This is a genomic window from Autumnicola edwardsiae, assembly GCF_031846505.1.
In the GTDB taxonomy this organism is placed as follows: domain Bacteria; phylum Bacteroidota; class Bacteroidia; order Flavobacteriales; family Flavobacteriaceae; genus Autumnicola; species Autumnicola edwardsiae.
The window spans coordinates 40,718-54,344 of sequence record NZ_JAVRHP010000012.1; the positions used below are offsets into that span (position 1 = coordinate 40,718).

General features: G+C 38.4%; 11 protein-coding genes. 2 read left to right on the top strand and 9 right to left on the bottom strand.

Annotated features, from left to right (window positions below; translation table 11 throughout):
- The gene (locus RM529_RS04045) at window positions 1-870 is read right to left on the bottom strand and encodes a M23 family metallopeptidase (protein WP_311483463.1); all 870 of its coding nucleotides are present in this window, start codon (window positions 868-870) and stop codon (window positions 1-3) included.
- A 217-nt stretch (window positions 871-1,087) separates the two neighbouring features.
- On the opposite strand from RM529_RS04045, the gene RM529_RS04050 reads away from it, so the two are divergent.
- Window positions 1,088-1,297, top strand: a complete 210-nt coding sequence (locus RM529_RS04050) for a twin-arginine translocase TatA/TatE family subunit (RefSeq protein WP_311483464.1) — start codon at window positions 1,088-1,090, stop codon at window positions 1,295-1,297.
- A 52-nt stretch (window positions 1,298-1,349) separates the two neighbouring features.
- On the opposite strand, the gene RM529_RS04055 is transcribed toward RM529_RS04050, so the two are convergent.
- The 3 genes from RM529_RS04055 to RM529_RS04065 are packed head-to-tail and all read right to left on the bottom strand — an operon-like array spanning window position 1,350 to window position 5,153.
- Entirely contained in the window at window positions 1,350-2,327 is a 978-nt protein-coding gene (locus RM529_RS04055) for a DUF4837 family protein (protein WP_311483465.1), read from the bottom strand.
- A 21-nt stretch (window positions 2,328-2,348) separates the two neighbouring features.
- On the bottom strand, window positions 2,349-3,929 hold the full coding sequence (locus RM529_RS04060) for a lytic transglycosylase domain-containing protein (protein ID WP_311483473.1): 1,581 nt from the start codon (window positions 3,927-3,929) through the stop codon (window positions 2,349-2,351).
- A 39-nt stretch (window positions 3,930-3,968) separates the two neighbouring features.
- Window positions 3,969-5,153 carry a phosphoglycerate kinase gene (locus RM529_RS04065; protein WP_311483466.1) on the bottom strand — a complete coding sequence of 395 codons (1,185 nt, stop codon included), beginning with the start codon at window positions 5,151-5,153 and terminating at the stop codon, window positions 3,969-3,971.
- Window positions 5,154-5,296: 143 nt separating this feature from the next.
- Between RM529_RS04065 and RM529_RS04070 the strand changes: the two genes are divergently transcribed.
- Window positions 5,297-6,451, top strand: coding sequence for a DNA polymerase III subunit (locus RM529_RS04070; protein WP_311483467.1), 1,155 nt, complete (start codon window positions 5,297-5,299; stop codon window positions 6,449-6,451).
- Between the two features lie 105 nt (window positions 6,452-6,556).
- On the opposite strand, the gene RM529_RS04075 is transcribed toward RM529_RS04070, so the two are convergent.
- From RM529_RS04075 to RM529_RS04095, 5 genes are all read right to left on the bottom strand, one after another.
- Window positions 6,557-7,072, bottom strand: coding sequence for an OmpH/Skp family outer membrane protein (locus tag RM529_RS04075; RefSeq protein ID WP_311483468.1), 516 nt, complete (start codon window positions 7,070-7,072; stop codon window positions 6,557-6,559).
- A 230-nt stretch (window positions 7,073-7,302) separates the two neighbouring features.
- A complete protein-coding gene (locus RM529_RS04080; protein WP_311483469.1) occupies window positions 7,303-8,148 on the bottom strand; it encodes a class I SAM-dependent methyltransferase in 846 nt (281 codons plus the stop codon).
- 59 nt (window positions 8,149-8,207) lie between these two features.
- Window positions 8,208-10,079 (bottom strand): tRNA uridine-5-carboxymethylaminomethyl(34) synthesis enzyme MnmG, encoded by a 1,872-nt coding sequence (gene mnmG, locus RM529_RS04085; RefSeq protein WP_311483470.1) that lies wholly within the window; start codon window positions 10,077-10,079, stop codon window positions 8,208-8,210.
- A gap of 20 nt (window positions 10,080-10,099) precedes the next feature.
- Window positions 10,100-10,519: an rRNA maturation RNase YbeY gene (ybeY, locus tag RM529_RS04090; protein WP_311483474.1), complete on the bottom strand. Its 420-nt coding sequence runs from the start codon at window positions 10,517-10,519 to the stop codon at window positions 10,100-10,102.
- Window positions 10,512-13,627: DUF4175 family protein (locus tag RM529_RS04095; protein WP_311483471.1), on the bottom strand; the 3,116-nt coding region annotated here is incomplete at its 5' end. The genes RM529_RS04095 and ybeY, both read right to left, overlap by 8 nt.

The following is a 13,627-nucleotide window of genomic DNA, read 5'->3' on the forward strand; positions in this document are numbered from 1 at the left end:
TTAGTTGAAATCTATATATTCTGTAGGATCCACAGGAGTTCCTTCATTCCATAATTCGAAGTGTAAATGCGGCCCTGTGGTAAATTCTCCTGTAGAACCCGCCGTAGCAATTACTTCTCCCGCTCTTACTGCATCCCCCTGCTCTTTTGTAAGGGAAGCGTTATGTTTATATACCGAAAGCAAGTCGTATCCATGCTTTACGATAATTACATAACCTGTTTCTGTAGTCCATTCCGAAAAAATCACACGTCCGTCTGCAACAGATTTTATGGGAGAGTTCCTGGCCACGACAATGTCTACGGCAAAATGCTTTTCATCTGCATCAAATTCCGCAGAAATTGAGCCTTTTACCGGAGTAATAAGGGAGAAATTAATATTTTCTGTTGCACCTGGTAGTATATTGTACTTATCCTCCTGTGCCACTTGCTCCCTAAGCAGGGAATCTGCCCGCGAAGGAGTTACCTCTTCCATATCGGCATCATATTCAGAATCTTCTAAAATTGAATCCCTGTTTAAAGCGTAAGCTTCCAGATCTCCGGTAAGTACGCTCTTTATAGAACTTAGATACTGGTTATTCATTTTTATCACGTCTTGCAGGGAATCTGTAGTGTATGCGAGGTTCACGGCCCTCTCCTTAACTTTGGCCGATGAATAACCGGGGATATATTCCTTTAGCGGAGTAAAAGCAATAATATACGTAGTTGCTGCAACCAATAAAATTGCGCTTAGCGTAACGGTCACAAAAACATTTAATTTTGTAAGCTTAAAAGAAAGCCGCTCCTCAAAAGTATCGTCATTAAGTATAACGAGCCGATATTTATGAAGAAGTTTCTTCGCGAATTTTCTTTTATTTTGTGGTTTATTTCCCATATATCAAACAGAGTACAAAGATATAGTAAAAAAAGAAGGCTCGACAGGAGCAATTTTCAAGTTAAAATTAGACCTGTCCCGCGCTTTTTGCAGTGCAAATAAGCTTTTGCTTCCCAAAAAGCACCAAAACCAAAGTTAAATTTATACAATTTTGTCCCTTCTTAACGCTGATATTAATGAATTCTTGCTAAGTTTGTAGTATTAAACTTTATAAATTATGAACGCATTAGTATTACCATTAGTAATAGGAGCGCCGCAGATTATCTTAATTGTAGTTGTAATACTTCTTCTTTTTGGAGGACGTAAGATACCGGAATTGATGAGAGGCTTAGGTAGCGGTATAAAAGAATTTAAAGATGCTTCTAAAGATGACGAGGATCCAAATGCACCACAGGATGCCAAACATGTTCCCGAGGACAGAAAATAAATAGTAAATCATATCTAAAAAAACCCAACCTAGCCGGTTGGGTTTTTTTCGTTTAGTCTATTTTTGCAGATCTTAATATAGCATCCAATTCGAACATGTTATCCCTCTTTGCCATAGATGGGGAGAAAACAAAACCTTCCAGTATTACATACCTGTTGTTTTCTTCGTCCCTTATAGCATAGTTTACAAACGGACCGGCCATAAAAGCGTTTTTTACGTCCCAGGTTCCTCTTGTTTCATAGGCGAAATGTCCGTCAATACTAGATTCAAAGAGATAGGGCGCATAAGCTTCTTCAGTTTGCATATAGGTTCCTTCTACGGGTCCCGGTATATATTTTTCCCCTATAGAGTCCCGCATCTTAATAATACTACCTATTACGTTGGTATCATTCTCTATGGTTCCAAGTGGTACTTCATAAACGAGAATTTCCATAAGCCCTTTTGGAATTTCCTTTCTAATCCATAAGAAATCCTCTTCATTCATTGCATAGCGATATGCTGTTGGAAGTTTTAAAGAGACACCTAGCTTTTCCTCAAGTATTTCATCATTTTTAAGGGATTTACTAATCCTGCGTTGTTTTTCTTTTAATTCGGTCTTCTTCAGGATATCCACAATGCTGTCGGAATTTTCACTTATAATATTAATTAATTCCTCATTGGTTTGCCCTTTCACCACAACGCCGGTCTGGGGTTTTGCGTATTCTTCACGTATTACTCCAAAAGCACGCTCTGCACCTTTCTCAACATGTAAAAACAAGCGATTTTTTCTTACAAAACCAGAAAATGCCTGGGGCGGTATCTGGCTTAGAGAAAACATTGGTTCTTCCTGAGGTAACCCGTCTACCGGTGCTGCAAGATGATTTCTTACCACCTCACCTACTTCTCCTTCCCACAGGTTATTTTCCATTACTACGGTAAGCTGATTTATATTTCCGGAAGAGTCTGCGAGAATCCGTTCATTTTCTCCGGACTCATTTTTACAGGAAACCAGTAGAACTAAACTGAATAGAAGAAGGAAGCTTTTTTTCATTTTGATGGTTTTGGATTAAAATCAGCCTTTCGAAATTTTTAACTTCATACCGGGCCTGAGCGTGTTACTGTTCATATCATTCCAACTCCTCAAATTCTGTACCGTAACTCCAGGAAACTTCTTTGATATGCTCCAAAGTGAATCTCCGTTCCTCACTGTATAAGTTTTTGGATTACTACCACTGCTGTTATTAGCCTTTTGAGAATTCTCTGCAACAGCAGGTTTCCTTGGAAATACCGTAAGGTATTGTCCTATTCTTAAATTATTGCTTCTCAAATTGTTCCACTTCTTAATTTCACTTACACCAACTCCATATTTTTCGGCGATTCTCCCAAGATAATCTCCACTTCTAACGCGATATCTAATGCGGTCTTCTGTCTTTACATACTGCGGAAGAGTCTCCTTCTTCTTCGCCAGGTCACTTCCCACGTATTCATATATTGCCGCCTCATTCGATACAAAAACACCGGTTGCAGGTCTTGGAAGCCTTAGGGTGTAATTTTCATCTTTTACAAAAGGAATAATATCCAATTTATAACTGGGATTAAGAAACTCTAGCATTTTCTGGTCAACTCCTGTAATTTTAGAAATATGGTCAAATCTCAGCATTTCCTTTACCCTGATGGTATCGGTTTCAAAATAGGCTATGTCTGGCCGGTTTGGCTGAAAATTATGTTCCTCGGCATATTCAAAAATATACAAGGTTGCCAGGAATGCCGGGACGTAGCCCGCTGTTTCACGTGGTAAATATCTTCGCAGGTCCCAGTAATCTACAGATCCCCCACTCCTGCGTATAGCTTTTGATACGTTTCCCGGTCCCGAATTGTAAGAAGCAAGAACAAGATCCCAATCCCCGAAAGTCTTATACAAACTGGCCAGGTATTTGGCTGCCGCCTCTGTAGATTTTACAGGATCCATACGCTCATCTACATAAGAACTTACATCAAGTCCATGCATTTTTCCCGTAGGGAACATAAACTGCCACAAACCGGTTGCACCTACTCTGGAGCGCGCCCGGGGGTTAAGTGCAGATTCTACGATAGCGAGGTATTTTATCTCCAGCGGAATGTTATAACGATCCAGTTCCTGTTCAAAAAGCGGAAAATAGTAATCACTTAAAGCCATTAAGCGCTCCATAGCATGCTTGTTGCGCTTTAGGTAAGATTTTATTACACTCTCCAGGCTCGGATTGTATTCTATATTAAATGGTGTTCTTGCATTAAGGTCCCGTAACCTGGCTTTTAGTGTATCTGTAGGAAGCTCTTTTAATACAACTTCAGAATAATCCTGCTCAAGAACACTTTTGTGCATCTTCTCAAAAAGATCTGAATTGGTGAGCTCCAGCTTCCAGATAGAATCTATTGTACGCGCACGGGGCAGATCTTCTAATGCCACAGTTGAAGAATCCCGAACTACAGCAGAGATCGGGATTCTATTTTTAAATTCGGGGTCAGGCTCGGCCAGTTCAATTTCAGTATCACTGGATTTTTGAAAAATCTGTACTCTGAAATTGGTCTTCTCCACCTGTTTTTTCTTCTCTTTCTGCGCATAAGAATTAAGCGCTATAAGAGAGAAAATCACTAACATTCCCCTTCTTATCATCATCTTTAGTTATTCCGTATGGACCTTGGTCTACACATATTATTTACTTATTGCCTCTATTCCCGGTAAGGATTTTCCTTCCAACATTTCCAGCATGGCACCACCTCCGGTAGAGACATAGCTCACGCGGTCTTCCAAACCGAATTTTTTTACTGCTGCTACAGAATCTCCACCACCTACAAGAGAAAAAGCACCCTTTTCAGTAGCTTCTGCTATGGCGTTACCAAGTTCTATGGTTCCTTTGGCAAAGGTGTCCATCTCAAAAACGCCAAGAGGTCCGTTCCAAAGGATAATTTTAGAATCAGAAATTACTTTAGAGAAATTCCTCAAAGTTTCTGGTCCCACATCAAGTCCCATCCAGCCATCAGGAATCTCGTCTACACGTTCTGTCTGGGTGCTGGCCTGTTCAGAAAAACTATCGGCAATAATTGAGTCTACAGGCAAATGCACCTGAACTCCCTTTTCTTTAGCTTTACGCAAGATTTCCAGTGCTAAATCCTGCTTATCATCCTCTACAAGAGATGTGCCGATTTTACCTCCCTGGGCTTTTATGAAGGTATAAGTCATCCCTCCACCAATAATAAGGTGATCAATTTTATCAAGGATATTTTCAATAACTGTAATTTTTGAAGAGACTTTTGCGCCACCTAAAACAGCAGTCACTGGTTTCTCTTTACTGTTAAGGACTTTATCCAGACTTTTTATTTCCTTGGCCAACAGATATCCAAAACATTTTTTATCAAAAAACTGGGCCACAATGGTTGTAGAAGCATGGGCACGGTGTGCTGTACCAAAGGCATCATTTACATATATATCACCAAGCTCTGAAAGTTTTTTCGCAAATGACTTATCGCCTGCTGTCTCTTCCTCGTGAAAACGCAGGTTCTCGAGAAGTAAAATTTCTCCCGGCTTCAGTTCAGAGGCCGCTTTTTTCACATCCTCTCCAATACAATCTTCAACAAATTTTGGCTTTACACCAACGACCTTTGCCACTTCATCTACCACATTGCTTAACGAAAATTTTTCTTCCCTTCCTTTAGGCCTTCCCAGGTGAGACATAAGAACCACGCTGCCTCCATCCTCAAGTATTTTCAAAATTGTAGGTTTTGCAGCCTCAATTCTGTTGTTATCTGTAACCTCCAGGTCCTCATTTAAAGGGACATTAAAGTCTACCCTTATTAATGCCTGTTTATCTTTAAAGTTGTAATCGTCCAGTGTTTTCATCTAATTTTGTTTTTTGCATTCGCAAGGCTAATCTTTTAGCAGTGATGAATGTCTTTGTTGATAATTGCCCTTTTCAGGCGGTCTTATTACAAATATAATTTTTTCCGAAGATATAAAAGAGCATATAAATTATATATTTGCTTATGCTTTTTTCCCATATAATAGGTTTACCGCACATAAAGAAACATCTGACAACTACGGCCGATAGGGGCAGGATTCCCCATGCCCAGTTGTTTGTAGGAAAGAGTGGCAGCGGTACACTTCCCATGGCTATTGCTTACGCTCAATACATCCTCTGTCAAAATTCTGAAGGGGAAAATAATTCCGGAATTTCATCCTGCAATTTAAAGTTCAATAACCTTTCACATCCTGATCTCCACTTTGCTTTTCCGGTTGCGACTAATGATAAAATTAAGAGCCATCCCGTTTCTTCCAATTTTCTTACGGAATGGAGAAGTTTTGTATCTTCTAATCCTTATGCGAGTTTGCAGGATTGGTACCAGGAAATAGGTATTGAGAAAAAACAAGGGCAGATTGGGGTAGACGAAGCGCAGGATATTGTAAAATCCCTCTCTTTAAAATCTTACGAAGGTGGTTTTAAAGTGATGCTGATATGGATGGCAGAAAAAATAAATACTGCGGCGGCGAATAAACTTCTGAAACTTATTGAAGAACCGCCCAGCAAGACGCTGTTTATCCTCATTACCGAAGATGAAGAACAAATTATACAAACTATACGTTCCCGCTGCCAAACCCTCCACTTTCCCCCTTTAGCTGAAGCTGACATAGCAGAAGCCTTAATGGCTAAGTACAATTGTGATAAAAGTGAAGCACTGAAAACAGCGCATCAGGCCAACGGAAGTTACACCAATGCCATTCACATTTATGAAAAAAAATCTGGCGATGAGCAGTTTGAAAAATGGTTTATCCAATGGGTGCGATCTGCATTTAAAGCGAAAGGAAATAAAGCCACCGTGCTGGAATTAATTAGCTGGAGTGAAGAAATTGCAGCGTTGGGGAGGGAAACTCAAAAAAGTTTTATCGAATACTGCATAGACTTCTTCCGACAGGCTTTAATGATGAATTATAAGGCTAAAGATCTTGTATACCTTGTACCACAAACAGAAGGTTTTAAACTTAAGAATTTCGCACCTTTTATACATGGCGGTAATATATTACAAATTACCCAGGCTTTGGAAGAAGCCGCTTACCACATCGAAAGAAACGGAAACGGAAAAATAATTTTCACAGATCTTTCTATTAAACTAACCAGATTTCTGCACAAAAAGGCGGCATAGCAAAAATGGCAATTATCGATCTGCTATATAAAAAACCTCCTGTCTCTTATAAAGCAAAAAAGCCCCAGTTAAACTGAGGCTTTAAAACTTAAACATTTTCACTACTTAATTTGCGTCATAATCGGCATTAAGTTTCTCAAGAATTTCCTGAGTTAGATCTTTACCATCCTTGGCGAACATAATACTGTTTGCCGAGTCGTTAGATCCAAAGATGTATGTGTAGCCATTATCTTCACCGTAATCCTGAACATAATCTTTAACTTTAGTTACGATAGAATCTACGGCAGCATCGCTTTGAGCTCGCAGCTGGCCACCCTGAGCCTGTTGCTGTTGTTGAAGCATTTGTTGCTTTCTCATTAATTCCTGTTCCTTTTCCTGACGCTCACTCTGGCTCATCGTGTTCATGCTGGACTGGTACTCCTGAACTTCCTGTTGAAACTGGCTTGCAGCTTCATCCAGTTGTTGTCTAACAGAATCTGACTTTGTAGTGAATTCTGCCTCTACTTCTTTCATCTCCTTATACTCCTGGATTAGCTTGGAAGTATCAACATATGCTGTTTTTTCCTGATTACAGGATGTCATAAAAATTCCTAAAACCAGAATCGCTAAAATTTTCTTCATGTTTATTTTCTTAAATTTAATTTGAAGCAAATGTAAGAAAGTAAATAAATAATTCCACCGAAGTTTTAAAGAAGAAACCGATGCCTGTCCCATAAGATATTATTATAATATACGAATTAGAAATAAGTCGAACCTATGAAAAATGACTGCTTTAGAAGCGTTTTAAAGCTATTTCTCTATTGAAAAAGGTTATTGACTGTTTTCTGAAATAAAATGTCGAAATAAAGAGCTTATAAGCCTTTTTCTCTTTTTTTAAAGAAATAAACAAGGGAAGAGTACTCAGACGAGGAGCGCGCTTTAAAATTGGACATCCATCCCCTATAAAAAGCTTTAAGATATTTCCAGGAAGCCGCCTTATGTTTTTCAGAAAGCAGGCTTACATAATAGGAATCAAAAATAAGCGGACGCTTTTCCACTAACTCAAAATTAAATTTTGAAAAAATTTCTGCAATTCCGTTTTGGGAAAAATGATAAAGATGCCGCGGAACATCATAGGCTGCCCAATATTCTTTGTAATAATCTGCGTCGTAACTTCTAAAGTTGGGAACAGCTACAACAAGAACACCATCTTCTTCCAATAAATTATACAATGAAGTAATTTCTTTTTCCTGGTCTGCAACATGCTCCAAAACGTGCCACATAGAAATAACGTCAAATTTTAAATCTTTCAGCTCCTCAAAACTTTTTTCTAAAACTACATCTTTATGCAATGCTACTCCCCTTGCCGTCTCATTTGGTTCAACTCCATAAATATCAAAAGCATGTTTTTTCGCCTCAATTAAAAAGTCTCCGGTACCGGCACCAACATCTAACAATTTTCCCGACGTTTTATAATTTTTTATCCATCCCAGTTTTTTGCTTAGCATAAAAGTCTTTACGCGCTGGTACAGTTTCTCTGTGAAGTCAGATTTGGAATCTGTATGGGAAATATAATTATCACTGGAGTAGTAAAACGGTAAATTTCGGGGTACTGGTTTTGTCTCCAAAATTTCGTATTCAGTGCTCCAGAAAAGATCAAATTCTTCTCCTGAAACCAAATAATCTTTACAGGAAATAAAATATTTTTGCTTCGCCATTAAGGAAAGAAGTTCTTTTTTAATATTTCAGCCATAGTTCCACGTGGAACAATTTAATTTTATCTTCCCATGTACACTAATAAAACGGAAACATCATTTGGACTTACCCCGCTTATTCTCGAAGCCTGAGAAACCGAAGTTGGCTGCACCTTATTTAATTTTTCCCGAGCTTCAAAAGACATGGACTTGATTTTGGAGTAATCAAAATCCTGCGGAATTTTCATATCCTCTAATCGGTTCAATTTATCGGCATTATTCTTCTCCTTTTCAATATAACCTGAATACTTCACCTGGATTTCACTTTGCTCCAGTTCCTCTTCATTAAGTTCGTGCTCCACAATATAATCCTCTACTCCCGGAAATTTTCTAATATCTTCCATCGCAATATTTGGCCTGGAGAAAATCTTGAAGATCTTATCACTTTGCTTCATTAATGAAGAACTATTATTTTCCAAGACTGGATTTGAATATTCCGGTGTTACGCTTTTATCCTTTAAAAACTGAACAAAATCTAAAGAGTTCTTCTTCTTTTCTTCCATCCTTCGCATACGCTTTTCAGATGCCAGGCCAAGATTATAAGACTGTTCCGTTAAACGAAAATCTGCATTATCCTGTCTTAATAAAGTCCTATATTCTGCCCTTGAGGTAAACATTCTATAAGGCTCTTCTGTTCCTTTAGTAATTAGATCATCTATTAAAACTCCAATATAAGCCTCATTTCTCTTCAGAATAAATTCATCCCTTTCCTGAACTTTTAGAGCAGCATTAATTCCCGCCATTAGTCCCTGGCAAGCGGCTTCCTCATACCCCGTTGTACCATTAATTTGTCCGGCAAAGTATAAACCCTCCACCAACTTTGTTTCAAGGGTGTGTTTTAATTGCGTAGGTGGAAAATAATCATATTCGATCGCGTAACCGGGACGAAAGAATTTTACATTCTCAAATCCTGCTACAGATCTTAAAGCCTTAAATTGCACATCTTCCGGCAAAGAAGTGGAAAAACCGTTTACATAAACTTCTACAGTACTCCAACCTTCAGGTTCTACAAAAAGCTGATGACGATCTTTATCTGCAAACCTATTAATTTTATCCTCTATAGAAGGACAATATCGCGGGCCAATACTTTTTATTCTACCATTAAACATTGGGGATCTGCCAAAACCTTCTTTTAAAATCTCATGTACCTCGTTAGAAGTGTATGTCATATAACAAGAACGCTGATTTTCCAGAGGTTTTGTTTCATCAGAAAAAGAAAATTTTCCGGGAATTTCATCCCCCGGCTGCTCCACCATCTTAGAATAATCCAAAGACCGTCCATCCACCCGGGGAGGTGTTCCGGTCTTCATCCTTCCGGCTTCAAAACCGGCTTCAATAAGATCTTTTGTTATCCCGGTAGCTGCTCTCTCCCCTGCTCTTCCCCCACCAAAATTCTTATCACCGATGTGAATGAGTCCGTTTAAAAAAGTTCCATTGGTACAAACAACAGATTTAGATCTGATTTCGAGTCCGAGTGAAGTTTTTACTCCGGTAACTCTTCCATTCTTTATTATTAACCCGGCCACCATTTCCTGATAAAAATCAAGATTCGGGGTTTGCTCCAATCTTATACGCCAGTCTTCAGCAAAACGCATTCTATCGCTCTGCACCCTCGGGCTCCACATTGCCGGGCCTTTGGATTTGTTAAGCATCTTAAACTGAATTGCGCTCGTATCACTTACTAATCCACTATAACCACCAAGGGCATCAATTTCACGCAAAATTTGACCCTTTGCGATTCCACCCATAGCAGGATTACAACTCATTTGCGCAATATTCTGCAAATTCATTGTTACAAGAAGAGTTCTACAACCCATATTAGCTGCAGAAGCGGCGGCCTCACTTCCTGCGTGACCGGCACCAACAACTATAACATCATATTCCTTTTCAAACATTAAATTTCCTCTTTTTGCTGTTATTGTTCCACGTGGAACAATTTAATTTTTTCGTTTTCCTTTTGTCGCATCAAACTGCTTTCGCTTTCAGTTTTATCTTTATAACCACAAAAATGCAACACCCCGTGAATGATGACCCTTTTTAATTCTTGCTCAAAATCAACATTATATTCTTTAGCATTCTCAGCTATCCGCTCGGTACTTATAAATATATCTCCCTGCAACAAATTACCCATTGTATTGTCAAAGCTAATAATATCTGTGTAGGTGTCGTGATCCAGATATTGTAGGTTTATTTTATGCAAATATTCATCATCGCAAAAGATGTAACTAATTTCTCCCGGCTTTTTTCCTTCAGATTGAATTACTTCTTCAATCCACTTTAAAAAAAGGCCTTCATTTTCTAATTCAAAATCATTTTCTGAATAAAAATTAATCACTCCCGTCATCAAAATACTCCTTTACTTTCAGTTTATAAATTTGCCGCAAAGGTAATATTTGTCTATTTAAAATTTCTGTAGAATTAAAATATTCTTTAGCCTTAAGATTTTGATCCTTAGGAGCATTATCATACTCGGTTTTATTACTTTCTGAAGTTCTTATATTATCCTCTCCCTGTTCAAGCTTTGCATCCTGAAACTTCATTAATTCATGTTGTAAATCCAGCATTTTCTGAAGATTTTCCGGATCAAATTTCTTATTCAAAAGCTCATCCTCCAGTTCTTCCATATCCTTCTTAAGCTTTTCTCCACTTCCATTTGCACCGTCTTCTTCCAATAACCTTTCCAGGTTTTCCCGCAACTGCATTTGCTGCTTATAGATTTCAAAAAGCTCACCATTCATATCTTCACCTCCTTCTCTATTTCGCTTCTCCCCTTCTCCCTTCTGCTCACCTTTTTGTTCTCCCTTTTTCATTCCTTCCTTCATCTTACCAGACAATTGCTCCTGCTTTTTAATGATATCCATTAACTGGATTTCCTCGCCGCCTTTACCCTTTCCCATCTGCGGATTCGCCATTTGCTGCATCCCGGAAAGAATCTGACTAAGCAAATAAGCCAGGTCATTGGATCGTGTTACCACATACTGCTGACTTGCCCTTCCCTGCGGAATCTGATTATCAGACAATCGTTCCAGGGCTTTCTCTATGTCGTACTCTATGTCTGTTAAATTTGAAGTAATCTCTTCGTTAATCATGGGGTTCCGCAGCGCCAGTGCATAAAGGCTGTCATCTACATGTTCAAAATGCTCCCTGAGGACACTTTGCTTCTTCAACTTTGAAGCATAGACAGGATTATCCTGATTAATCTCTTTAAAACTATTAAGAAGATTTTCCTGTTCAAAAGAAAAAATTACAAGGTTGTCGAGTATCTGCCGTAAAGTTTTAATATCAGCATCTAATTGTTCACCTTCCTGTTGCACACTTTGCATCTGCATTTTTTGGCTCATCTGCTGCATTTTTTTTGCCGCATTCTTCTGCTTTTCCTTCGCTTTTTGTTTATTTCCCTGTCTTAACTCTTCAGAAGCTTCCCTCTGTTCCTTTTGAATACTTTCTTCATCCACTTCTTCCCTACCCAATTCGTTAGGAGATTTCAAAGCTTCATTATCATTTTCCAATTGATCCATTTCTTCCCTAAATTCTTCAAACTCTTTGGAAATTTCCTCCTGCGCCTCTGCACTGTTCTCCTCACTCTCCGCTAAACTTTCCTGTTCTTCGGCGAGTTTTTCTAAATCTCTGCTCAACTTCTGCTTCTTTTCCTCTACATAATATTGTTTGGTAAGTTCAAGCAACTGTTCCAAATTCCGCTTTTGATTCTGGTTTTGCTTTGACAATTCTTCCAGTTTTTGTCCCAGTTCTTCCCTGTTAATCTTATCTGCAATTTCCTCCAACTCTTTTAAAAGTTCTTCATTTTTCTGAAGCCGTTCTTCATTCTTATCTGCTCTTCGCTCCAGTTCCTGCCGAAAATTATCATTTTCATCATCCGTCTTTTCCAGGCTCTTTTTTAATTTTTCGGAATAATTCTGCATTAACTTCGATTGCCTTTTTTGCCTGTTGATGAAATCTTCAATTTTCTTACGCTGATTATAATCCAGATTTTCATTCTCTTTCTGAAGCCTGGAGATATCTTTCAGCTCCTTCTCCGAATTTTCCATTCTATCAAGGCCTTCAGACAAATTATTAATAGATTTACCCTGATTTAGAAGTTTTTCGGACTCAATTTCTTCCAAAGAACGTTCTCTGTAGGAAAAAACTCCACTTTTGGTGCTTTTTGCACCGTTTACACCATCATTATCATATACTCTGAAGTAATAATGATAGTTATTACCGCTCTCAAGCCTTAGCTCACCAGGAAATGTAAGCAGGAATTCATCAAAATTTTCAGTAGAGGTCGAAATTTGCCAATTTTCGGCCTCCTCTTCTTTTCCCTCTTTGTAATAAACAATCTCCAATTTAGAAAGTCCGTAATCATCAGAAATCCTTCCGCGTAAATATCGGGTGGTATTGTCCAGGCTGTCAATTTTCTGTTCCACCTCAATCTCCGGATATTCATCTTTAATAACTTCAATTTTATACTGAAGTTTTTCGTAATCGTTTATCTGTTCATTAGATGTACTCAATTCGTACGGAAAATTAGAAAAAACCTGCTGTTTATAATCAAAAACTGACTTTGATGAAGATACATTCACCAGCGTATCTGCGTATTCCAGGTTAACCTGCTTTGTGTTTCTCGTATTAAATTTCCAACTGATTTTAGTCCCTTCAGGAATACTCGCATTCCCGGTTCCAGAAATAATTCCATCCTGTTTTCCTGTGTAAGCAGGATAATCCATCGCCATATCGAAATTCAGCAGCTTTGGAACTTCAATTACTTCAACTTCATAATCATGGGATCTAACATCATTGCTGGAAATATGAAAATTGACATTTTCATTCAGTCTCTTAAAAGTAAATTCGAAAACACCTGGCGCTTCTGATTTCAGAAAATAGGTTTGATCATTAAAATGAATGGAAACATTTTCCGGCACCACTTCCCCAGAAGTTTCCACCAGCAGGCGGAGATCCTTATCTTCTTCCACCTTCAGGTTTTCATTCTGAATATGGAATAGAAATGGTGCCGGCGGTTCGTAGGCGGTATTGTAATTACTTACCCGCGCATAGCTTTCAGAAAAAAATGAAGAATTACCGGTAAAGATTAATGCCAGTATAATTACAACCGGAAAAATGGCAAATTTCGTATACCTTAAACTGCTCTTATAATTTACTGCTGAAGTAAACGGAACAGGCTGAAGATCTTTGGCCTTTTGATCTATACTTGCCAAAAGAAGATCGGACTGGCTGGAATTTTCTTTAAGCTGAAGTATATTCAAAAGTTTATCATTCACTTCAGGAAAGTGCCGGCCTATAAGCCTGGATGCTTCAACTTTGTTTAAACCTTCAGAAAGTTTAAGTAATCTAAGAAGCGGAATGAAGATAAACTTCAACAGCAACAATACTTCAACAGCAATAAACAACCAGAATAAAATTGCTCTTCCGAAGCTATTGAGCCAGA